This is a genomic window from Enterobacter soli, from assembly GCF_964208575.1.
Lineage (GTDB): Bacteria > Pseudomonadota > Gammaproteobacteria > Enterobacterales > Enterobacteriaceae > Enterobacter > Enterobacter soli_A.
In genome coordinates this window covers 180,650-203,995 of sequence record NZ_CAXOFU010000008.1, presented here as the reverse complement: position 1 = coordinate 203,995, position 23,346 = coordinate 180,650, and the positions used below count along the sequence as shown (strand labels likewise).

Sequence of the window (23,346 nt, the reverse complement as noted above, 5' to 3'; positions counted from 1 at the left end):
AGCCTCCCTGACACGTTCACAGGTCGTGTGGTAACAGAGAAGCAGGGAACGTAAGGTGAACGGAACGACCGCCAGAGCCGTATGCACCCCTCACCCTGGCCCTCTCCCCACAGGGGCGAGGGAATTGTTACGTGCGGGCATTATTCATGAAGATGCGGGTGAAGACCCCACTCACTCCACCGCAAACACCCTGTCCAGCTTGCTATACCCCAGCCCGTTGATCTTCTTCACCTTAATCTGCACCGGAATGCGCTCCTTCATCGCCTCGACGTGGCTAATCACTCCGATGGTCTTCCCGGTGGCGTTGAGCGCGTCGAGCGCGTCCAGCGCCGTATCCAGCGTTTCGCTGTCCAGCGTGCCGAACCCTTCATCCAGGAACAGGGAATCAATCCGCGTTTTGTGGCTCACCAGGTCAGAAAGCGCGAGCGCCAGCGCCAGGCTCACGAGGAAGCTTTCGCCGCCGGACAGCGTACGGGTGTCGCGCACCGCGTCGGCCTGCCAGGTATCCACCACTTCCAGCTCCAGCGCGTCGCTTGCCTTGCGCTGGAGCAGATAGCGCCCGTGCAGGCGGTTAAGCTGCTGGTTTGCCAGCCAGACGAGGTTATCCAGCGTCAGCCCCTGGGCGAACTTACGGAAACGATCTCCGGTGCTGGAGCCAATCAGCGCGTTCAGATACCCCCAGTCGTCCGCAAGACGGGCGGCCTCGTCAATTTGCTGCATCAGCGCCTGCTGGTGCAGACGGTTGTCGCTGTCCTGCTTAAGCTGCTGGCGGATCTCGCCCTGACGGGTCGTGTTCTCCCGCAGCTGCAGCGCAAGCTGCTGCAGCTGAGCCTGCAGGGTCGCGGCATCGGCCTCCAGCCCTTCCGGGCGCAGCGCCTGATGCGCCAGTCGCTGCTGGCTGGCCTGCCCGAAGAGCGCCGCAGCCTGCTGATTCTGATTTTCCAGCGTCTGCTTCAGCTGCTCCAGGCGGCGAAGCGTGTCGCTATCCAGCAGCGCGCTCAGGAACGCCTCCTGGCTGGCAAATTCGCTTGCCGCGAGCGCGGCGGCAAACTGCGCCTGCGCCTGCTGCATACGGTCGTTTTCCAGCCCCTCCTGCTGCTGGAGCGTCGCGAGCTGGCTTTGCAGGGAAACGCACTCAGTGTGGATCTCGCGCCAGTTGTCCGGGATAAGCGTTTCGGCCTCCGGGCTATCGGCCTGCGGAAGCGCGTCGAGCAGCGGCGTCAGGGCGTTAATGCGTTCCTGAATAGCCGCGTGCTGAGCCTGATTCTCCTGCCAGCGTGCGGATTCACCTTCGCGCTCGGCCAGCCACGCCGCCTCTGCACCTTCTTCAGGGGCATCAAGCGACAGCGCGCGCAGCGCGGTTTCCAGCGTCTGACGGCTCGTTGCAAGCTGCTGCTGGTGCTGGCGCTGCTGCTCTTCCTGCTCGTTGAGCTGGCTTTGCAGGGTCAGGCGCTGGCTGAGGTGATAAAGCTCGCGCTCGTACCGCTCCTGCTCGTTCATCCACGGGGCGATATCATCCTGAATGTTCAGGCTCACGTTCAGGCTGGCGCAAACCTCCTGCCACTCCTCGGTGAGCGCTTGCGCTTCCCGGGAAAGCGTCTGCCCCTCGTCGGCGTCGCGCTGGATCTGCTGCGTGAGGGCATTTACCTGCCCAAGCACCAGCAAACCTTCTTCTTTCAGCGCCGCCACCTCTTTTGCCATCTCGTCGCGGCGGCGCTGGTTGGCGCTCAGCTCCAGCGCCTGATACGCCGTAACCGCCGGATGCGCGGTGGAGCCGCACAGCGGACACGGCTGCCCGGCCTGAAGCTGGGCGCGCTCTGCCTCCAGGCTTTTGATTTTTTCCTCTTGCCTGCACAGCAGCTCAACGTCCAGATAATGCTGGTTTTTCTCTTTGTACTGCTGCCTGCGCAGGGCCAGCGTGTCGTTGAGCCTGACCTGGTCAGCCTGGGCTTTGTGCAGGCTTTCCGCGTTTTGCGTCAGGCGCTTTTGCAGCGGCTGGTAGCGGGCATGAAGCGCGGTCAGGCGCTGGCGTGCGCTGCGTGAGCGGGTTTGCTGCTCCATCGCCGCACCCACTTCGTCCGCGGTGAGCGTCAGGCTGATCTCCGGCAGGGCGGCGAGCTTCTGGCGCAGCTCCTGGATGCGCGCCGCGAGCGCAGCAAGCTGGCTTTTATCGCGATTAAGCTGGCCGAAGTGCGCGCGCCAGCCGGCAATCTCCTGGCCCCACTGACGATAGCGCTCATGCTCCGCCAGCCAGCGGGCAGCGGACGTTAGCTCGGCCTGGAGCCGCTCCCGGGCCTGCTGCGCGCCGTTGCGAATGCGCGCGCGCAGCGCGGTTCTGGCCTGTAAGCGAGTATTTACTTCATTGATTTGCTGACGGGTCTGCGCAAGGCGAGCGGTCTGCTCCTGCTGGCTTTCCCATAGCGGACGCAGCTGCGCCGCGGGCTGCGCCTGCTGGAGCTTCGCCAGATCGGGAGCGGCCTCCGCGAGCGCCTGCCGCGCCTGCTGCTGCTGGGCCTCCGCGCGCTGCTGTTCGCGCGCCAGCTCGTCCTGACGCGTAAGCCATTGATACTGGTTCTGCTGAATTTGCTGCTGCGCCAGCAGGGTTTTCTCTTCGTCAGTGAGCACCTGCAAACTTTGCTGCAGCTGCTGTTGCTGCTCTTCGCTCAGCAGCACCACGCCGGCGGCCTGGGCTTCGCACATCTCCAGCGCGCTGCGGGCGGCCTTGTGTTTTTCAAAGACCTTCGCTGAAATCTGGCCGTAAATCTCCGTGCCGGTTAGCTCCTCGAGCAGCTCGGCGCGGTCGCCCGGTTTGGCGTTAAGGAAGGCGGCAAACTGCCCCTGGGAAAGCAGCATCGAGCGGGTAAAGCGATCGTAATCCAGCCCGGTTAAGGTGGCGGTTTGCTCCAGCTTGTCGGTGACTTTATCCGCCAGAATTTTACCGTCTTCGCAGCGGGCCAGCTCCACGCGAGGCGCCTGTAAGTTCCCGTCCGGCTGGTTGCGCGCGCGGTTCTGGCTCCAGAATGCGCGGTAGGCGACGCCCTTCACCTCAAACTCGACTTCCGCCAGACACTCGGCGGTGTCGCGGGTCATCAGATCGTTTTGCGCCTGAGACACTTTTTGCAGGCGCGGCGTTTCGTGGTACAGGGCCAGGCAGATGGCGTCCAGCAGCGTGGTTTTACCCGCCCCGGTTGCGCCGGTAATGGCGAACAGGCCGTTGCTGGCAAACGGCTCGGCGGTGAAATCAATTTTCCACTCGCCCTTCAGGGAGTTGAGGTTTTTCAGACGCAGGCTCAGGATTTTCATGCGTTTTCCTCCTCGTCGTTCAGCGTGGCAAGCGTATGGCTGAACAGCTCGTTGAGACGCGCGCGTTTCGCGTCGTCTATTTCTTCCTGCGCCAGCCGGCGCTCAAAAACCTCTTCAACCTTCAGCTCGCTCAGGGTTTCACGCTGCGCGCTGAGCAGAATTTTCTCGCGCTGTTCCCGGCTGCGGCGCACCAGAAGCACCTCGACGGGCAGATCGTCGGTCAGGGCCTGGATTTTGCGCTGCATATCGTGCAGGTATTCGTCGGTGGTGATTTCGATATCCAGCCAGACGGGCGGGTTCAGCGCCGCGCCGCGCCACTGCTCAAGCTGGGCGGTAATGGACGCCAGATCGCCTTTCAGCACCGCCAGCGGCTGGGTGACGGGCACTTCCAGGGACTCCACCGCGCCGAGCCTGCCGTCGGTGAAGCTCACCAGATGCACGATTTTGGCCTTGCCGGTTTCATCAAAGCTCAGCGAAATGGGCGAGCCGCAGTAGCGAATATGCTCGCAGCCGCCAATCATCTGCGCGCGGTGAATGTGCCCAAGGGCGATGTAGTCGGCAGGGGGGAAGTTTTGCGCCGGGAAGGCGTCCAGCGTGCCGATGTAGATGTCGCGTACCGCGTCACTTTTGCTCGCCCCGACGGTGGTCAGGTGCCCGGTGGCAATCACCGGAATGGCGAGATCGCCGCGCAGGGCGCAGGCGTCGGCGTACTGCTGGTGATAATAGTCGGTAATGCTCTGCAGCAGGTGCTGCTGCTTCTCGCCGCCGGAGAGCCCCGCCTGGCTCTGCACGATATCCCGGGGACGCAAAAACGGCACCGGACACAGCACCGCGCCCGGCGTACCGTCGCGCTTTTTCAGGATTTGCGGCGCGTGCCCGGCGCTGGCGACCACGGTGGTGTTAAGGAAGGCGAGGATATCGCGAGACTCGTTCAGCGTCGCCACCGAGTCATGGTTGCCCGCCACAATCACCAGATGACAGCCGGTTTGCTGCAAATTCACGACAAAGCGGTTATAGAGTTCGCGCGCATAGCTCGGCGGCTGTCCGGTATCAAAAATATCGCCCGCCACGATGATGGCATCCACCTCGTGCGACGCGGCGGTTTCCAGCAGCCAGTTCAGGAAGGCTTCATGTTCCGCGGCGCGGCTTTTGCTGTAAAAATTTTGACCCAGATGCCAGTCCGAGGTGTGAAGTATGCGCATAGCGGTTCCGTGGCAAAAAAAAGATGAGGGGGATTATAAGCTTTCGGCGAGGGGAAAATAACCGCTGTAATAAAACAACGGTTTGCCCGTTTTAGTGGTAATGTTTTTCATAAATCTGTCATAAATCTGACGCATAATGGCGCCGCATTACAAACTTGTAACTTAAATAAGATAAGACAGGGCAAAGTATGGCGAGACGTATTCTGGTCGTAGAAGATGAAGCTCCTATTCGTGAAATGGTGTGCTTCGTGCTCGAACAAAATGGCTTTCAGCCCGTTGAAGCTGAAGATTATGACAGCGCGGTGAATCAGCTGAACGAACCCTGGCCCGATTTGATTCTGCTTGACTGGATGCTGCCCGGCGGCTCGGGACTGCAGTTTATCAAACACCTCAAGCGCGAGGCCATGACCCGCGATATCCCGGTTGTGATGCTAACGGCGCGCGGTGAAGAAGAGGATCGCGTGCGCGGTCTGGAAACCGGCGCGGACGATTACATTACCAAACCCTTCTCACCTAAAGAGCTGGTGGCCCGTATTAAGGCCGTGATGCGCCGCATTTCACCGATGGCGGTGGAAGAGGTGATTGAGATGCAGGGGCTGAGCCTCGATCCCACCTCACATCGCGTGATGACCGGCGAAAACCCGCTCGACATGGGCCCTACCGAATTCAAGCTGTTGCACTTCTTTATGACGCACCCGGAGCGCGTCTACAGCCGCGAGCAGTTGCTGAATAACGTCTGGGGAACTAACGTCTATGTCGAAGACCGGACGGTTGATGTACATATTCGCCGCCTGCGCAAAGCGCTGGAGCTGAGCGGGCACGATCGCATGGTGCAGACGGTCCGCGGTACGGGTTATCGATTCTCAACCCGTTTCTGAACAATGACAGGAGTGTGATGCGTGCTGGAACGTCTGTCATGGAAAAGGCTCGTTTTTGAACTCATCTTATGCTGTATCCCGGCCCTCATTCTGGGGGCGTTTTTCGGCCATCTGCCGTGGTTTTTGCTGGCGGCGGTAACCGGCCTTCTTATCTGGCATTTCTGGAATTTACTGCGCCTTTCGTGGTGGCTGTGGGTTGACCGTAGCATGACGCCTCCGCCGGGAAGCGGAAGCTGGGAGCCGCTGCTCTACGGCCTGCACCAGATGCAAATGCGTAATAAAAAGCGTCGCCGCGAGCTGGGCAGCCTTATCAAACGCTTTCGCAGCGGCGCGGAGTCGCTGCCGGACGCGGTGATCCTCACCACTGAAGAGGGCACCATGTTCTGGTGTAACGGCCTCGCGCAACAGCTGCTCGGGCTGCGCTGGCCGGACGATAACGGCCAGAACATTTTGAACCTGCTGCGCTACCCGGAGTTCACGCTGTATCTGAAAAAGCGCGACTTTTCGCGTCCGCATAATCTGAAGCTGAACAACGGTCGCCATCTGGAGATCCGCGTGATGCCCTACAGCGATAGGCAGTGGCTGATGGTGGCGCGCGATGTCACCCAGATGCACCAGCTTGAGGGTGCCCGGCGCAACTTCTTTGCCAACGTCAGCCACGAGCTGCGCACGCCGCTGACCGTGCTGCAGGGCTACCTGGAGATGATGCAGGAGCAAACCCTGGAAGGGGCGCCGCGCGAAAAGGCGCTCCATACCATGCGGGAGCAAACGCACCGTATGGAAGGGCTGGTGAAACAGCTTCTGACGCTCTCTAAAATTGAGGCGGCCCCGTCGCTGGCGCTCAATGAAACCATCGACGTGCCGATGATGCTGCGCGTTGTAGAGCGCGAGGCGCAGACCTTAAGCCATAAAAAACATCAGCTTACTTTTGATGTCGATCCCGCGCTTAAGGTGCGCGGCAGTGAAGATGAGCTGCGCAGCGCCATTTCGAACCTCGTTTACAACGCGGTGAATCACACTCCGGAAGGGACGCACATCACGGTGACGTGGAAGCGTCTTTCGTCCGGCGCGGAGTTTAGCGTGGAGGATAACGGGCCGGGCATTGCGCCTGAACACATTCCACGCCTGACCGAACGGTTCTACCGCGTGGATAAGGCGCGCTCAAGGCAAACCGGCGGCAGCGGGCTGGGGCTGGCGATTGTGAAGCATGCGGTGAATCATCACGAGAGCCGTCTTGATATTCAGAGTACGTTAGGCAAAGGCACGCGTTTCAGTTTTGTCATCCCGGAACGATTAATTGCCTGAATGAGTGCCTGATGGCAGGCGTGTCACCTTAGCTTTCCACGAGCCAGCCATTGCTGGCTCGTTTACTTTGCAGTCAAGCGAAACGCGAATGAATATTATACAGTTGATGGTTTTTTGTTCGCATTATTAACCACGGGTTTTTCCAGTATTTAGCGTATTGTTCTGGTCTGAATTTTCATGCTGGCATATTGTTCTGGTTTTACGATCCCTCCTTGCCTTTAAACGTTATAAGCGTTTAAATTGCGCACCATATACTGTCATACCGACTGTATTTGCGTGGTAAATCGAAAAACTATTCTTCGCCACGACAGGACGGGAGCATTTCCCGCTGAAATTGAGCAAATTTTCCGCTGTATCGTCCCGTTAGGGATAGCGAAAATCTCAACGTTTTCAACACCACATCCACAGGCAGTAAGGTTTTATGACCCATCACTTAAAATCGCGTGACATCATCGCACTGGGCTTTATGACATTTGCGCTGTTCGTTGGCGCAGGCAACATCATTTTCCCTCCAATGGTTGGCTTACAGGCAGGCGAACACGTCTGGACTGCGGCTTTTGGTTTTCTGATCACCGCGGTGGGCCTGCCGGTGCTGACCGTTGTCGCGCTGGCGAAAGTGGGTGGTGGCGTTGATAGCCTCAGCTCGCCGATCGGTAAAGTGGCGGGCGTTCTGCTGGCGACCGTGTGTTATCTGGCCGTTGGCCCGCTGTTTGCGACCCCGCGTACCGCAACCGTCTCTTTCGAAGTGGGGATCGCCCCGCTGACCGGCGACGGCGCGATGCCGCTGTTTATCTACAGCCTGGTCTACTTCGCTATCGTGATTCTGGTTTCCCTCTATCCGGGCAAGCTGCTGGATACCGTGGGTAACTTCCTTGCGCCGATGAAAATCGTCGCGCTGATCGTGCTGTCCGTCGCCGCCATCATGTGGCCGGCAGGTCCTATCAGCGAAGCGATGGACGCCTATAAAAACGCCGCGTTCTCTAACGGTTTTGTGAACGGCTACCTGACGATGGATACGCTGGGCGCAATGGTGTTCGGTATCGTTATCGTGAACGCCGCGCGTTCCCGTGGCGTGACCGAAGCGCGTCTGCTGACCCGCTACACCATCTGGGCTGGCCTGATGGCGGGCGTTGGCCTGACTCTGCTGTACCTGGCGCTGTTCCGCCTGGGTTCAGACAGCGCGATGCTGGTTGATCAGAACGCGAACGGTGCGGCTATCCTCCACGCTTACGTGCAGCACACCTTCGGTGGTGCAGGCAGCATGCTGCTGGCGGTGCTGATTTTCCTGGCGTGTCTGGTGACCGCCGTTGGCCTGACCTGCGCGTGCGCCGAGTTCTTTGCGCAGTATCTGCCGCTCTCCTACCGCACGCTGGTGTTCATCCTGGGCATCTTCTCTATGGCGGTATCGAATCTGGGTCTGAGTCACCTGATTCAGGTTTCCATCCCGGTGCTGACGGCCATTTACCCGCCGTGTATCGTGCTGGTGGTGCTGAGCTTCACGCGTCCGTGGTGGAATAATTCCTCCCGAATTATTGCTCCGGCAATGTTCATCAGCCTTATTTTTGGTATCCTTGACGGGATCAAAGCATCAGCATTCAGTGAAGTGCTGCCAGCCTGGACGCAGCGTCTGCCGCTGTCCGAACAAGGTCTGGCATGGCTGATGCCTACCGTTGTAGCGCTGGTTCTGGCCATTATCTGGGACCGTGCAGCAGGGCGTCAGGTTACTTCTAACGCGCATTAATCAACGGCAACAAACTGTTTAACCACGGGGCTTAAGGCCCCGTGGTTTTTTGTTTTTTCGTGTTGAATGGCAAGATTTAAATGGAAAGCACTAACAAACTTAAACGTGGACTGAGCACCCGCCACATCCGCTTTATGGCGCTCGGCTCGGCGATCGGTACTGGCCTTTTTTATGGCTCGGCAGATGCCATTAAAATGGCAGGTCCAAGCGTGCTGCTGGCCTACATCATTGGGGGTGCTGCGGCGTATATCATTATGCGCGCGCTGGGCGAAATGTCCGTACACAACCCGTCCGCAAGCTCTTTCTCCCGCTACGCTCAAGAGAACTTAGGCCCGCTGGCCGGGTACATCACGGGCTGGACCTACTGCTTTGAGATCCTGATTGTTGCCATTGCCGACGTGACCGCGTTTGGCATCTACATGGGCGTCTGGTTCCCGACGGTGCCGCACTGGATTTGGGTGCTAAGCGTGGTGCTGATTATCTGCGCCATCAACCTGATGAGCGTGAAGGTGTTTGGCGAGCTGGAGTTCTGGTTCTCGTTCTTTAAAGTCGCCACCATCATCATCATGATTGTCGCCGGTTTCGGCATCATCATCTGGGGGATCGGCAACGGCGGGCAGCCAACCGGCATTCATAACCTGTGGAGCAACGGCGGCTTCTTCAGCAACGGCTGGCTCGGCATGGTGATGTCCCTGCAAATGGTGATGTTCGCCTACGGCGGTATCGAGATTATCGGTATCACCGCCGGGGAAGCGAAGAACCCTGAGAAGTCCATCCCGCGCGCGATCAACTCCGTGCCGATGCGCATTCTGGTGTTCTACGTGGGAACGCTGTTCGTCATCATGTCCATTTACCCGTGGAACCAGGTCGGCACTCAGGGCAGCCCGTTCGTGATGACCTTCCAGCATCTGGGCATTACCTTCGCCGCCAGCATTCTGAACTTCGTGGTGTTGACCGCATCTCTGTCGGCGATTAACAGCGATGTGTTCGGCGTGGGGCGTATGCTGCACGGGATGGCAGAGCAGGGCAGCGCACCGAAAGTCTTCGCCAAAACCTCGCGCCGCGGCATTCCGTGGGTGACGGTGATGGTGATGACCATCGCGCTGCTGTTTGCGGTGTACCTCAACTACATCATGCCGGAAAACGTCTTCCTGGTGATTGCGTCGCTGGCGACCTTCGCCACCGTCTGGGTGTGGATCATGATCCTGCTGTCGCAGATCGCGTTCCGCCGCCGCCTGCCGCCGGAAGAAGTTAACGCGCTGAAATTCAAAGTGCCGGGCGGCGTCGTCACCACTGCTGTCGGGCTGGTGTTCCTGGTCTTTATTATCGGCCTGATTGGCTATCACCCGGATACCCGTATCTCGCTGTACGTGGGCTTCGCGTGGATTGTGCTGCTGCTGGTGGGCTGGATGTTTAAGCGCCGCCGCGACCGTCAGCTGGCGCAGGCGCAGTAATCCGCAATGCCCTCTCCCCGTGGGAGAGGGCATCACGCTGCACTGGCGCCTCCTCCCCCGTCCTCCTCCCCCAATAAATCTCTTCATGATGAACTAACCTGAACTACCCTGTGGCAAGGTGACGTCAATTTCATCAAAGGGGATTCGTGATGTTGAACGCCTGGCACCTACCGGTTGCCCCATTTGTTAAGCAAAACAAAGACAACCTCGTCATAACGCTCTGGCTGGCGGGTGAAAATCAGCCTGAACGCGTAACGCTCCGCGCCGAAGTGGATAACGAAGAGACGTCGCTGACCATGCACAAGCAGCGCAGCCAGCCGCAGCCCGGCGTGACGGCGTGGCGGGCGAATATCGATCTCCGCAGCGGGCAGCCGCGGCGGCGCTACAGCTTTAAGCTGCTGTGGAATAACCGCCAGCTGTGGTTTACCCCGCAGGGGTTCAGCCGTTTTCCGCCCGCGCGGCTGGAGCAATTCGCCGTTGATTACCCGGATAATGGCCCGCAGTGGGTCAACGATCAGGTCTTCTACCAAATCTTCCCTGACCGCTTCGCGCGCAGTAAAAAGCGCACCGCGCAGCAGGATAAGGTCTATTACCACCACGCCGCGGGTCACGACATTATCTTTAAGGACTGGGACGAGCCGCTGACCGCCCAGGCGGGGGGCTCCACCTTCTATGGCGGCGATCTGGACGGTATCAGCGAAAAGCTGCCGTATCTGAAAAAGCTGGGCGTGACGGCGCTGTACCTCAACCCGGTCTTTAAGGCGCCGAGCGTACACAAGTACGACACCGAGGATTATCGCCACGTTGACGAGCAGTTTGGCGGCGACGACGCGCTGCTGCGCCTGCGGGAGAACACCCGGCGGGAGGGAATGCGCCTGATTCTGGACGGCGTGTTTAACCACAGCGGCGATTCTCACGCCTGGTTTGACCGTCACAATCAGTCGATGGCCGGCGCGTGCCACAACCCGGATTCGCCGCAGCGCGAGTGGTACAGCTTCGATGACGAGGGCCGCGCGCTGGACTGGCTCGGCTACGCCAGCCTGCCGAAACTCGATTTCCAGTCCCCGACGCTGGTTGACGAAATCTACGGCGGTGAGGACAGCATCGTGCGCCACTGGCTGAAGGCGCCGTGGAGCATGGACGGCTGGCGTCTGGACGTGGTGCATATGCTCGGCGAGGCGGGGGGCGCGCGTAATAACCTTCAGCACGTCGCCGCCATCACCCGCTCGGCGAAAGTGGCGCAGCCGGAGGCCTTTGTATTTGGCGAACACTTTGGCGATGCCCGCCAGTGGCTGCAGGCCGATGCCGAAGACGCCTCAATGAACTATCGCGGCTTTACCTTCCCGCTGTGGGGCTTTCTCGCAAATACCGATATCTCTTACGATCCGCAGCACATCGATGCGGAAACCTGTGCGGCGTGGATGGACAACTACCGCGCCAGCCTGTCGCAGCAGCAACAGCTGCGCATGTTTAACCAGCTGGATAGCCACGACACCGCGCGCTTTAAGTCTCTCCTCGGCAAAGACGTGGCGCGGCTGCCGCTGGCGGTGGCCTGGCTGTTCACCTGGCCGGGCGTCCCGTGTATCTACTACGGCGACGAGGTGGGCCTGGATGGCAACAACGATCCGTTCTGCCGCAAGACCTTCCCGTGGGAGTCGGACAAGCAGGACAAGGCGCTGTTCGGCCTCTATCAGCGTCTGGCGAAGCTGCGCAGGCAAAATCAGGCCCTGCGCTACGGCGGCTGTCAGGTGGTTTACGCCCACGATAACGTGGTGGTATTCGTCCGCGTCTATAACCAGCAGCGGGTGCTGGTGGCGATAAACCGGGGCGAGGCCTGCGAAGTGGTGCTGGACGATTCCCCGCTACTTAACGTGAAGGCCTGGCAGCTGAAAGAGGGCAAAGGCGCGCTGCAGGAGGGAATACTCTCTCTGCCGGCCATTTCCGCCAGCGTGTGGTTTGGTAATTAATCTTTGCCTGCAGCCGGTGTTATTCACCGGCTGCAGAATATATTTTTAAGTCGTTCTGTTTAATTAAACAGAGCAGACAAATTTCTTTAATATCCCCTAATTCAATTCTCGCTATACTCAATTTGCTTTATCAGTCAGGGCCCTTTCTCATATAGCACACAAAACTTTTGGCTTTTAACATTTTGATTAAAAGGTACTTTTATGTCTATTCGTGAACTGATTGACCCATCCAATTCCGCACTGATTTTTATCGATCACCAGCCGCAAATGTCATTTGGCGTTGCCAATATCGATCGTCAGCTGTTGAAGAATAATACGGTCGCCCTGGCGAAAGCCGGCAAAATATTTGATGTTCCGGTTATCTACACCTCAGTCGAAACTAAAAGTTTTAGCGGCTATATCTGGCCGGAATTACTGGCCGTTCACCCTGACGTTAAGCCTATCGAACGGACGTCAATGAACTCCTGGGAAGATGAAGCGTTTGTTGCGGCGGTAAAAGCAACGGGCCGCAAAAAACTCATCATCTCTGCCCTGTGGACCGAAGTGTGCCTGACCTTCCCGGCGCTGATGGCGCTGGACGAAGGCTTTGAAGTGTACGTGGTGACCGATACCTCCGGCGGCACCTCCGTGGATGCGCACGAACGCGCTATCGACCGCATGGTGCAGGCGGGCGCGGTGCCGGTGACCTGGCAGCAGGTTCTGCTCGAATACCAGCGCGACTGGGCGCGCAAAGGCACCTATGACGCGGTGATGGATCTGGTGCGCGAGCACAGCGGTGCTTACGGGATGGGCGTTGATTATGCCTACACCCTCGTTCACGGTGCGCCAGAGCGCAAAGCGTAATCCTTTCCGGGCGGGGTCATCCCGCCCTTCTACAATCCAGGGAACCTTTATGGCGCAAACTTCACATGTGACGCTGGTGATCACCCATACGTTGCTTCCGGGGCAAACCGAGCGTTATGAGCAGTGGCTGGGCAAAATTATGCCCATCGCAGCGGAATTTCCCGGTCATCTTGGCGCGAACGTGATCCGTCCGTCCGGGGAGCAATCCCCGTGGACGGTGATTATTCGCTTCGACACTATCGAGCACCTCTACGCCTGGACGCAGTCCGACACCCGCAACGTGCTGGTGAAAGAGATTGAACCGCTGCTGGCGGAAGGGGATAAAACCGAGGTTCGCACCGAGGCGGCGTTCTGGTTTACCCCGCCGGAGCCGCACGTGCGTAAGCCGAAGCAGTGGAAGCAGTTTCTTATTACGCTGCTGGTGATCTTCCCGAGCACCAACGTAGTGCCGCTCGTCACCGGGGCGCTCCTGCCCGGCCTGAAAGGTTCTTTACTGCTGCATTTGATTAACGATGCCTGTGTGGTCGCGCTGGTGGTCTGGCTGTGGATGCCCATCGTGACCCGTCTGTTTGCCGGATGGCTAAAAAAAGCCTGATCCGGCCCAAAGGAGTACGTTATGTCTCAAACTGCTACGCTGATCTTAACCAAAGGTCAGATCCATACGCTTGACCGCGAAAACCCGATTACGGAAGCGGTGGCGATCGCCAACGGTAAGATCCTCGCGACCGGAAACCACGATCGCATCATGAGCTATGCCACCCAGGGCACGCAGATTGTCGATTTACAGGGAAGCACGGTGATACCGGGTCTTAACGATTCGCACCTGCACCTGATCCGCGGAGGGCTGAACTACAACCTCGAGCTGCGCTGGGAGGGCGTCCCGTCCCTGGCCGACGCGCTGCGTATGTTGAAAGATCAGGCCGACCGCACGCCGTCGCCGCAGTGGGTGCGGGTGGTGGGCGGCTGGAGTGAATTCCAGTTCGCCGAGCGCCGGATGCCAACTATTCAGGAGCTTAACGACGCCGCGCCGGATACCCCGGTGTTTGTTCTCCACCTGTACGATCGCGCGCTGCTGAACCGCGCGGCGCTGAAGGCGGTGGGCTATACCAAAGAGACCCCGAATCCCCCGGGCGGTGAGATCGTGCGCGACAACAACGGCAATCCGACCGGCATGCTGATCGCCAAACCGAACGCCATGATCCTCTACTCGACGCTGGCGAAAGGGCCGAAGCTGCCCCTTGAGCAGCAGGTGAACTCGACGCGCCAGTTTATGCGCGAGCTGAACCGCCTGGGGCTGACCAGCGCCATCGATGCGGGGGGCGGTTTCCAGAACTACCCGGAAGACTACGAGATCATCGAGCAGCTACACGCCAAAGAGCAGATGACGGTGCGTATCGCCTATAACCTCTTCACCCAGCGTCCGAAGCAGGAGCTGGAGGATTTCGAGCGCTGGACAGATATGCTCAAGCCGGGGCAGGGAACCGATTTCTACCGCGCCAACGGGGCGGGCGAGATGCTGGTCTTCTCGGCGGCCGATTTCGAAGACTTCCTCCAGCCGCGTCCGGATCTGCCGGAAGGCATGGAGGATGAGCTGGAGCGCGTGGTGCGTCACCTGGTAGAAAACCGCTGGCCGTTCCGCCTGCACGCCACCTACGACGAATCCATCAGCCGGATGCTGGACGTGTTCGAGAAGGTGAACCGCGATATTCCGTTCAACGGGCTGCACTGGTTCTTTGACCATGCTGAAACCATCACCGAGCGCAATATCGAGCGCGTGAAGGCGCTGGGCGGCGGGATTGCGGTGCAGCACCGTATGGCGTTCCAGGGCGAATATTTCGTCGATCGCTACGGCAAAGAGGCGGTGAAACACACGCCGCCGGTAGCGAAAATGCTGGAGCTGGACGTGCCTGTCGGGTTAGGCACCGACGCCACCCGCGTGGCGAGCTATAACCCGTGGACGGCGCTCTACTGGCTGGTGTCCGGGCGCACCGTGGGCGGGCTGGCGATGTATGACGATAACAACCGCCTGCCGCGCAACGTGGCGCTTGAGCTGTGGACGGCAGGCAGCGCGTGGTTCTCCAGCGAGCAGGGCAAGAAAGGCCGTCTGGTTGAGGGGCAGCTCGCGGATCTGGTGGTGCTGTCGAAAGATTACTTCAGCGTGCCGGAAGAGGAGATCAAGGGTATTGAGTCGGTGCTGACCGTGGTGGACGGCAAAGTGGTTTACGCCGCCGGGCATTTCAGCCCGCTTGCGCCGCCGCCGATCCCGGTTCTACCGGAGTGGTCGCCCGTGGTCAAGGTGCCGGGGCATTATCGCTCCGCGCCGCCGGCCGCCAGCAAGGTGGGTGCGGTAGTGCAGATGCACCAGTGCATCGGCAGCTGCGGCGTGCATGGCCATGCGCACGGCATTGCGCGCCAGTCGGCTATTCCGGTATCCGATGAGCAGGCGTTCTGGGGCGTGCTCGGCTGTTCATGCTTCGCGTTCTAAAACAAAAAGGCCCGCGTATGCGGGCCTTTTTCGTAAACCGTGCCGATTACAGGCTGGATACGTTCTCGGACAGGTATTTAGCAACGCCGTCTGGAGAGGCGTTCATACCTTCTTTGCCTTTTTCCCACTGAGCCGGGCACACTTCACCGTGCTCTTCGTGGAACTGCAGCGCGTCAACCATGCGCAGCATTTCGTCGATGTTACGACCCAGCGGCAGATCGTTCACAACCTGGTGACGAACGATGCCGTTCGCGTCGATCAGGAAGGAGCCGCGCAGCGCAACGCCAGCGTCCGGATGTTCGATACCGTAAGCCTGCTGGATTTCGCGTTTGATGTCCGCAACCATCGCGTATTTCACCGCACCGATGCCGCCGTTGTCGACAGGGGTGTTACGCCATGCGTTGTGTACAAATTCAGAGTCGAAGGACACGCCTACCACTTCAACGCCACGTTTCTGGAATTCTTCGTAACGCTTGTCGAATGCGATCAGTTCAGACGGGCAAACGAAGGTGAAGTCCATTGGCCAGAAGAACAGAACGGTCGCTTTACCGTTGGTGTGCTGTTTGAAGTTGAAGTTTTCAACGATTTCACCGTTGCCCAGAACTGCTGCAGCTGTAAAATCCGGAGCCGGACGAGTTACCAGAACCATGTGATTCTCCTGTAGATACTAAGGTTATTTGGAACGCAACGCGGGCCAGTATAGAGCCTGTTCATCAGGAAGACAAAGAGGCGATAACAATCGTTCAACAAGTTTTCACCTATCAAAGCGATTTGTTTTTCGCCTGGTTCATCATGCGCGGGTAAAACTGCCAGAAACGCGTTTCCAGCGCAGCGTAATGTTCGTCCAGATCATGCCAGGAGTCGCGCAGGGCGTCGAGACGCGGGCGGCGGCTCGCCATCCCGTTCAGGACGTTCTGGATAAAGGCCATTTCGCGATACCGCTCGAGCCAGCGCTCGGACCACAGGTAGTTATTCAGGTTAACGAAGCGGGGCGGCGATTCCGGCAAAATCAGCGACACCTGCGCGTGGGCGTACTGGACGAAATCCTGCAGCGGCATATCCGGCGAAAGCTGCGCCCAGTGGCGCGACAGGAAATGATCCCACATCACGTCGAGCGTAATCGGCGCCACGCGGCGGGTCTGCGGGCGGAACCACTCTTTCGCCTCTTTCACTTCGGGCAGGTTGTCCGTCAGCACGTCGATGCGGCGATGCATAAAAATCCCTTCAACAACGTCAGCGGAATAGGCTTCCGCGGGATTGCCGCGCACAAAATCAGCCAGCAGGTTCCCGGAAAGGGAGCTGTCGGCGAGGTGGGCGAGGTGCAGGTGAGCGAGAAAATTCATGCGTTTTATTTGTCCAGAAGGCGGCTAGTTGTTGCAGCAAAAGGGTGTGAGCACTAGACTATGCCGCCTGTTTTTAAGTCACGAGTATACGTCATGCGCGTCACCGATTTTTCCTTTGAACTACCTGAGTCCCTGATTGCTCACTATCCAATGCCTGAGCGCAGTAGCTGCCGCTTACTGTCACTGGACGGGCCAACGGGCGCGCTGACGCACGGTACTTTCACCGATTTGCTCGACAAGCTCAACCCTGGCGATCTGCTGGTCTTTAACAATACCCGCGTGATCCCGGCGCGTCTGTTTGGCCGTAAAGCCAGCGGCGGCAAGATTGAAGTGCTGGTCGAACGTATGCTCGATGATAAACGTATTCTGGCACATATTCGCGCATCCAAAGCGCCGAAGCCGGGCGCCGAGCTGCTGCTGGGCGACGACGAAAGCATCAAAGCGACCATGATCGCGCGCCACGACGCGCTGTTTGAGGTGGAGTTTAACGACGAGCGCACGGTGCTGGATATTCTGAACGCCATCGGCCACATGCCGCTGCCGCCGTACATCGAGCGCCCAGACGAAGAGGCCGACCGCGAGCTGTATCAAACCGTTTATAGCCAGAAGCCTGGCGCGGTTGCCGCCCCGACGGCGGGCCTGCACTTTGATGAACCGTTACTGGAAAAGCTGCGCGCAAAAGGCGTTGAGATGGCGTTCGTGACGCTGCACGTTGGCGCGGGAACCTTCCAGCCGGTGCGCGTCGACACCATCGAAGATCACATCATGCACTCCGAGTATGCGGAAGTGCCGCAGGAGGTGGTTGACGCGGTGCTGGCGGCGAAAGCCCGCGGCAGCCGCGTTATCGCGGTGGGGACGACCTCCGTGCGCTCCCTTGAGAGCGCCGCGCAGGCCGCGAAAACGGATTTGATTGAGCCGTTCTTTGGCGATACGCAAATCTTTATCTACCCGGGCTATCAGTACAAAGTGATTGATGCGCTGGTGACCAACTTCCATCTGCCTGAATCAACGCTGATTATGCTGGTTTCCGCTTTTGCGGGGTATCAGCACACCATGGCCGCCTACAAGTCTGCGGTAGAACAAAAATATCGCTTTTTTAGCTACGGGGACGCGATGTTTATCACGTACAATCCGCAAGCTTTGAATGAGCGTGTCGGGGAATAAGTCCGCGGCACCAGAATAATGTGTTGGACTGTTTTTCTGGCACAGAGGAAGAAAAATGAAATTTGAACTCGATACCACCGACGGTCGCGCGCGCCGCGGTCGCCTGGTGTTTGATCGCGGCGTGGTCGAAACCCCCGCGTTTATGCCTGTGGGGACTTACGGCACCGTAAAAGGGATGACGCCGGAAGAAGTTGAAGCCACTGGCGCACAAATTATCCTCGGTAACACCTTCCACCTGTGGCTGCGTCCTGGCCAGGAAATCATGAAGCTGCACGGCGACCTGCACGACTTCATGCAGTGGAAAGGCCCAATCCTGACCGACTCCGGCGGTTTCCAGGTCTTCAGCCTGGGCGATATCCGTAAGATCACCGAGCAGGGCGTCCACTTCCGTAACCCAATCAACGGCGATCCGATCTTCCTCGATCCTGAAAAATCGATGGAGATTCAGTACGATCTGGGCTCAGACATCGTCATGATCTTCGATGAATGTACGCCATACCCTGCCGACTGGGACTACGCGAAGCGCTCTATGGAGATGTCCCTTCGATGGGCGAAGCGCAGCCGCGACCGTTTTGACTCGCTGCAAAACAAAAACGCGCTGTTCGGCATTATCCAGGGCAGCGTTTACGAAGATTTACGCGATATCTCGGTTAAAGGTCTGGTAGAGATAGGCTTTGATGGCTACGCTGTCGGCGGTTTGGCTGTAGGTGAGCCAAAGGAAGACATGCATCGCATTCTTGAACATGTTTGCCCGCAAATCCCTGCAGATAAACCCCGTTACCTGATGGGTGTGGGTAAACCAGAAGATCTGGTTGAAGGCGTGCGTCGCGGCATTGATATGTTCGACTGCGTCATGCCAACCCGTAACGCGCGTAACGGCCATTTGTTCGTTACCGATGGCGTGGTGAAAATCCGTAACGCGAAGCATAAGAGTGACACCAGTCCGCTCGATTCCGAGTGCGATTGCTACACCTGTCGCAATTACTCTCGTGCGTACCTGCACCATCTCGATCGTTGCAATGAGATTTTGGGTGCGCGTCTGAATACCATTCATAATCTTCGTTATTATCAGCGCTTAATGGCTGGTTTACGTAAGGCTATCGAAGAGGGTAAATTAGAGAGCTTCGTGACCGATTTCTACCAACGTCAGGGTCGAACCGTTCCACCTTTGAACGTTGATTAATATTAATAATGAGGGAATTTGAATGAGCTTTTTTATTTCTGATGCGGTAGCGGCAACAGGTGCTCCAGCGCAGGGCAGCCCGATGTCTCTGATTCTGATGCTGGTTGTGTTCGGTCTGATCTTCTACTTCATGATCCTGCGTCCACAGCAGAAACGCACCAAAGAGCACAAAAACCTGATGAACTCCATCGCGAAAGGCGATGAAGTCCTGACCAACGGTGGCCTGGTCGGTCGCGTAACCAAAGTAGCGGAAAGCGGCTACATTGCAATCGCACTGAACGACACCACTGAAGTGGTTATCAAACGTGACTTCGTAGCTGCCGTTCTGCCGAAAGGCACGATGAAGGCGCTGTAATTCAAACTTTTCCCAAAGGGAACTGCCGTGTTAAACCGTTATCCTTTGTGGAAGTACATCATGCTGGTCGTCGTGATTATCGTCGGCCTGCTGTACGCGCTTCCCAACCTGTATGGTGAGGATCCGGCCGTTCAAATCACTGGCGCGCGCGGTGTCGCCGCCAGTGAGCAAACGCTGATCCAGGTCCAGAAAACGTTACAAGAAGAAAAAATTACCGCGAAGTCTGTGGCACTGGAAGAGGGCGCAATTCTTGCTCGCTTCGACACCACCGACACGCAGCTCCGCGCTCGCGAAGCGCTGATGGGCGTGCTGGGTGATAAATATGTCGTGGCGCTGAACCTTGCTCCTGCAACGCCGCGTTGGCTAGCTGCACTGAATGCAGAGCCAATGAAGCTCGGTCTTGACCTGCGTGGTGGTGTTCACTTCCTGATGGAAGTGGATATGGACACCGCTCTGGGCAAACTGCAGGAACAAAATATCGACAGCCTGCGCAGCGATCTGCGTGAAAAAGGCATCGCATACACCACCGTGCGTAAAGAAGATAACTACGGCATGAGCATCACGTTCCGCGACAGCGCGGCACGCGATCAGGCTGTATCTTACCTGTCTCAGCGTCACCGTGACCTGGTGATCACCTCTCAGGGGAGCAACCAGCTGCGTGCGGTCATGACGGACGCGCGTCTGAGTGAAGCGCGTGAGTACGCCGTTCAGCAGAACATCAACATTCTGCGTAACCGTGTGAACCAACTGGGCGTGGCGGAACCGCTGGTACAGCGTCAGGGTGCTGACCGTATCGTGGTTGAACTGCCGGGTATCCAGGATACCGCGCGTGCGAAAGAGATTCTGGGTGCAACCGCAACCCTGGAATTCCGTCTGGTTAACTCCAACGTCGATCAGTCTGCTGCTGCCTCTGGGCGTATCCCGGGCGACTCCGAAGTGAAACAGACCCGCGAAGGTCAGCCGGTTGTGCTGTACAAACGCGTGATCCTGACCGGTGACCACATTACCGACTCCACTTCCAGCCAGGACGAATACAACCAGCCGCAGGTTAACATCTCGCTGGATAGCGCGGGTGGTAACATCATGTCTAACTTCACCAAGGACAATATCGGCAAACCGATGGCGACCCTGTTCGTGGAGTACAAAGACAGCGGTAAGAAAGATGCCAACGGGCGTGCCGTGCTGGTGAAAGAGGAAGAGGTGATTAACATCGCCAATATCCAGTCTCGTCTGGGTAACAGCTTCCGCATCACCGGTATCAGCAACCCGAACGAAGCGCGTCAGCTCTCTCTGCTGCTGCGTGCCGGTGCGCTGATTGCGCCAATTCAGATTGTTGAAGAACGTACTATCGGCCCAACCCTGGGTATGCAGAACATCAAGCAGGGTCTGGAAGCGTGTCTGGCCGGTCTGGTGGTCTCCATCCTGTTCATGATCTTCTTCTATAAGAAGTTTGGTCTGATTGCGACCTCCGCGCTGGTGGCTAACCTGGTGCTGATTATCGGCATCATGTCCCTGCTGCCGGGTGCGACGCTGACCATGCCGGGTATTGCGGGTATCGTTCTGACCCTTGCGGTGGCGGTCGACGCCAACGTACTGATAAACGAACGTATTAAAGAAGAGCTGAGCAACGGTCGTTCTGTGCAACAGGCGATTGAAGAAGGCTATAAAGGCGCGTTTAGCTCCATCTTCGATGCGAACGTAACAACACTGATTAAGGTTCTGATCCTGTATGCAGTGGGTACCGGCGCGATCAAAGGCTTTGCTATCACCACCGGTATCGGTGTGGCAACGTCGATGTTTACCGCTATTGTCGGCACCCGTGCCATCGTGAACCTGCTGTATGGCGGCAAGCGCGTCAAAAAGCTGTCTATCTGAGGAGTGCGTTGTGGCACAGGAATATACTGTTGAACAATTGAACCACGGCCGTAAAGTCTGGGACTTTATGCGCTGGGACTACTGGGCCTTCGGCATTTCGGGTTTCCTCCTGATTTTGTCCCTCATCATTATGGGCGTGAAAGGCTTTAACTGGGGTCTGGATTTCACCGGTGGTACGGTGATTGAAATTACCCTGGAAAAACCGGTCGATATGGACCAGATGCGTGACGCTTTGCAAAAAGCGGGCTTTGAAGAGCCACTGCTGCAGAACTTTGGCAGCAGCCGCGACATCATGGTGCGTATGCCGCCGGTACACGATGCCAACGGCAGCCAGGAGCTGGGCAGCAAGGTCGTACACGTGATTAACGAAACGACCAGCCAGAACGCGACCGTTAAGCGTATTGAGTTTGTCGGCCCGAGCGTGGGTGCAGACCTGGCGCAGACCGGCGCGATGGCGCTGATGGTGGCGCTGATCTCCATCCTGATTTACGTCGGTTTCCGCTTCGAGTGGCGACTGGCGGCAGGTGTGGTTATCGCTCTGGCGCACGACGTGGTGATCACCATGGGCGTACTGTCTCTGTTCCACATTGAGATCGACCTGACGATTGTGGCATCCCTGATGTCCGTTATCGGTTACTCACTGAACGACAGTATCGTGGTATCTGACCGTATTCGTGAAAACTTCCGCAAGATCCGTCGCGGTACGCCGTACGAAATCTTCAACGTGTCGTTGACCCAGACGCTTCACCGTACGTTGATCACATCCGGTACCACCTTGATGGTTATCCTGATGCTGTATCTCTTCGGTGGCCCGGTGCTGGAAGGCTTCTCGCTGACCATGCTGATCGGTGTGTCTATCGGTACTGCTTCGTCTATCTACGTTGCATCCGCGCTGGCGCTGAAGCTTGGCATGAAGCGCGAACACCTGCTGCAGCAGAAAGTCGAAAAAGAAGGGGCGGATCAGCCGTCAATTCTGCCGTAATCCGACGCTTAACGCTGTATCGAATCCCGGTCTTATGGCCGGGATTTTTTTTGCCCGCGGCTGATAAACACTCCTGACAGTATGCTGTCAGGAGCCCTGTCGTAGACTCCTTCTGAACCCAAACAACAGGCAGGAGGAAGTATGAAAAGTGTCATTAACTGGTTTGAAATCCCGGTCGCCGATATGGATCGCGCCATCAAATTTTATGAGCCGGTGATGCAGGTTGCGCTGCGTCGCGAGAAGATGGACGTCGCGGAGCTGGCCATTTTCCCGCACGACGACCCGGCTACCGGCGGCGCGCTGGCAAAATTTGACGGCATTACACCCTCGTCGCAGGGCGCTATTATTTACCTGCATACCGACAACCTGGCGGCGACGCTTGACAGAATCGCCTCCGCAGGCGGCGAGTGCGTGTTTGGCCCGCTGGCGCTGCCAGAGGGGATCGGCACCATTGCCCTGTTTACCGACAGCGAAGGCAATCGCGTCGGGCTCCATCAACCCGCTTAAGAGTTAAAAAGACCATGACCCGACGCGCTGACCGTTTGTTTCAGATTGTGCAGATCCTGCGGGGCAGGCGACTGACGACGGCAGCACATCTGGCGGAGCGGCTTAATGTGTCCGAGCGCACGGTGTACCGCGATATTCGCGACCTGTCGCTTTCCGGCGTGCCGGTGGAAGGCGAGGCGGGGAGCGGGTATCGGCTGATGTCGGGTTTTGACCTGCCGCCGCTGATGCTAACCAGCAAAGAATCCGAGGCGCTGATAGTGGCGATTCGCCTGCTCAAAACCTGGGGCGGCGAATCGCTGTCGCGCGAGCTGGAGTCGGCGCAGGAGAAGGTGCTGGCGATCCTGCCGGAGGAGAGCCGCCGCAGGGCAGAGCAGACGCGGATCTACGCTCCGGACATTGCCCTCCAGCCGCATTCCCGCAGCGGGTTTGATGCGATCCATCAGGCGATATCCGCCCAGCGCGTGCTGGCGCTGCACTATCGCGATGAGGCCGGGCAGTTAACCTGGCGTGAGGTGCAGCCGCTCGGGCTATTCTTCTGGGGGGAGCACTGGCTGCTGGCCGCGTGGTGTGAACGACGGGATGACTACCGCTGTTTCCGGCTCGACAGATGCCTCAATATTGTGACTACGGAAAGGCGGTTTAGCGAGAGTGCGGACAGGTCTCTGGCAGATTTTTTGCGCAAGGTGAAGCAGTAAAAAGCCGGGTGGCGAGGTAAATGCAAAACGGCAACGATGTTGCCGTTTTTTGTGTTTGCGCCCT

At 58.1% G+C, this 23,346-nt stretch carries 19 protein-coding genes; 15 read left to right on the top strand and 4 right to left on the bottom strand.

Features of this window, described 5'->3' with window-relative positions:
• Window positions 1–171: 171 nt before the first annotated feature.
• Both sbcC and sbcD read right to left on the bottom strand, forming a co-directional pair.
• Window positions 172–3,303, bottom strand: coding sequence for an exonuclease subunit SbcC (sbcC, locus tag AB6V08_RS11030; protein WP_368542690.1), 3,132 nt, complete (start codon window positions 3,301–3,303; stop codon window positions 172–174).
• Window positions 3,300–4,505: an exonuclease subunit SbcD gene (gene sbcD / locus AB6V08_RS11025; RefSeq protein ID WP_368542689.1), complete on the bottom strand. Its 1,206-nt coding sequence runs from the start codon at window positions 4,503–4,505 to the stop codon at window positions 3,300–3,302. Before sbcD ends, sbcC begins: the two co-directional genes overlap by 4 nt.
• Before the next feature lie 188 nt (window positions 4,506–4,693).
• Between sbcD and phoB the strand changes: the two genes are divergently transcribed.
• The 8 genes from phoB to AB6V08_RS10985 all read left to right on the top strand — a co-directional run bounded on the left by phoB (window position 4,694) and on the right by AB6V08_RS10985 (window position 15,178).
• Window positions 4,694–5,383, top strand: coding sequence for a phosphate response regulator transcription factor PhoB (gene phoB, locus AB6V08_RS11020; RefSeq protein ID WP_010428026.1), 690 nt, complete (start codon window positions 4,694–4,696; stop codon window positions 5,381–5,383).
• Between the two features lie 21 nt (window positions 5,384–5,404).
• Window positions 5,405–6,688: a phosphate regulon sensor histidine kinase PhoR gene (phoR, locus tag AB6V08_RS11015; protein ID WP_368542688.1), complete on the top strand. Its 1,284-nt coding sequence runs from the start codon at window positions 5,405–5,407 to the stop codon at window positions 6,686–6,688.
• 421 nt (window positions 6,689–7,109) lie between these two features.
• Window positions 7,110–8,429, top strand: a complete 1,320-nt coding sequence (brnQ, locus tag AB6V08_RS11010; protein WP_368542687.1) for a branched-chain amino acid transporter carrier protein BrnQ — start codon at window positions 7,110–7,112, stop codon at window positions 8,427–8,429.
• A gap of 80 nt (window positions 8,430–8,509) precedes the next feature.
• Window positions 8,510–9,883, top strand: a complete 1,374-nt coding sequence (gene proY, locus AB6V08_RS11005; protein ID WP_368542686.1) for a proline-specific permease ProY — start codon at window positions 8,510–8,512, stop codon at window positions 9,881–9,883.
• 149 nt (window positions 9,884–10,032) lie between these two features.
• Window positions 10,033–11,850 (top strand): maltodextrin glucosidase, encoded by a 1,818-nt coding sequence (gene malZ / locus AB6V08_RS11000; RefSeq protein ID WP_368542685.1) that lies wholly within the window; start codon window positions 10,033–10,035, stop codon window positions 11,848–11,850.
• Between the two features lie 201 nt (window positions 11,851–12,051).
• Window positions 12,052–12,693: a hydrolase gene (locus tag AB6V08_RS10995; RefSeq protein WP_234675132.1), complete on the top strand. Its 642-nt coding sequence runs from the start codon at window positions 12,052–12,054 to the stop codon at window positions 12,691–12,693.
• Between the two features lie 49 nt (window positions 12,694–12,742).
• Window positions 12,743–13,288, top strand: a complete 546-nt coding sequence (locus AB6V08_RS10990) for an antibiotic biosynthesis monooxygenase (protein WP_368542684.1) — start codon at window positions 12,743–12,745, stop codon at window positions 13,286–13,288.
• A gap of 21 nt (window positions 13,289–13,309) precedes the next feature.
• A complete protein-coding gene (locus AB6V08_RS10985) occupies window positions 13,310–15,178 on the top strand; it encodes an amidohydrolase (protein WP_368542683.1) in 1,869 nt (622 codons plus the stop codon).
• A 46-nt stretch (window positions 15,179–15,224) separates the two neighbouring features.
• Here AB6V08_RS10985 and AB6V08_RS10980 read toward each other — a convergent pair whose 3' ends face one another.
• Both AB6V08_RS10980 and acpH read right to left on the bottom strand, forming a co-directional pair.
• Window positions 15,225–15,827, bottom strand: a complete 603-nt coding sequence (locus tag AB6V08_RS10980) for a peroxiredoxin (protein WP_131633292.1) — start codon at window positions 15,825–15,827, stop codon at window positions 15,225–15,227.
• Window positions 15,828–15,939: 112 nt separating this feature from the next.
• Window positions 15,940–16,521 (bottom strand): ACP phosphodiesterase, encoded by a 582-nt coding sequence (gene acpH, locus AB6V08_RS10975; RefSeq protein WP_368542682.1) that lies wholly within the window; start codon window positions 16,519–16,521, stop codon window positions 15,940–15,942.
• A 93-nt stretch (window positions 16,522–16,614) separates the two neighbouring features.
• Between acpH and queA the strand changes: the two genes are divergently transcribed.
• From queA to AB6V08_RS10940, 7 genes are all read left to right on the top strand, one after another.
• The gene (gene queA / locus AB6V08_RS10970) at window positions 16,615–17,685 is read left to right on the top strand and encodes a tRNA preQ1(34) S-adenosylmethionine ribosyltransferase-isomerase QueA (protein WP_368542681.1); all 1,071 of its coding nucleotides are present in this window, start codon (window positions 16,615–16,617) and stop codon (window positions 17,683–17,685) included.
• Between the two features lie 55 nt (window positions 17,686–17,740).
• The gene (tgt, locus tag AB6V08_RS10965) at window positions 17,741–18,868 is read left to right on the top strand and encodes a tRNA guanosine(34) transglycosylase Tgt (protein ID WP_020885227.1); all 1,128 of its coding nucleotides are present in this window, start codon (window positions 17,741–17,743) and stop codon (window positions 18,866–18,868) included.
• Between the two features lie 22 nt (window positions 18,869–18,890).
• On the top strand, window positions 18,891–19,223 hold the full coding sequence (yajC, locus tag AB6V08_RS10960) for a preprotein translocase subunit YajC (protein ID WP_003021544.1): 333 nt from the start codon (window positions 18,891–18,893) through the stop codon (window positions 19,221–19,223).
• 27 nt (window positions 19,224–19,250) lie between these two features.
• Window positions 19,251–21,098: a protein translocase subunit SecD gene (secD, locus tag AB6V08_RS10955; protein ID WP_368542680.1), complete on the top strand. Its 1,848-nt coding sequence runs from the start codon at window positions 19,251–19,253 to the stop codon at window positions 21,096–21,098.
• A 10-nt stretch (window positions 21,099–21,108) separates the two neighbouring features.
• Window positions 21,109–22,080: a protein translocase subunit SecF gene (gene secF / locus AB6V08_RS10950; protein WP_368542679.1), complete on the top strand. Its 972-nt coding sequence runs from the start codon at window positions 21,109–21,111 to the stop codon at window positions 22,078–22,080.
• A gap of 141 nt (window positions 22,081–22,221) precedes the next feature.
• The gene (locus tag AB6V08_RS10945) at window positions 22,222–22,587 is read left to right on the top strand and encodes a VOC family protein (RefSeq protein WP_368542678.1); all 366 of its coding nucleotides are present in this window, start codon (window positions 22,222–22,224) and stop codon (window positions 22,585–22,587) included.
• Between the two features lie 14 nt (window positions 22,588–22,601).
• Window positions 22,602–23,282 (top strand): helix-turn-helix transcriptional regulator, encoded by a 681-nt coding sequence (locus AB6V08_RS10940; RefSeq protein WP_368542677.1) that lies wholly within the window; start codon window positions 22,602–22,604, stop codon window positions 23,280–23,282.
• Window positions 23,283–23,346: the final 64 nt, after the last annotated feature.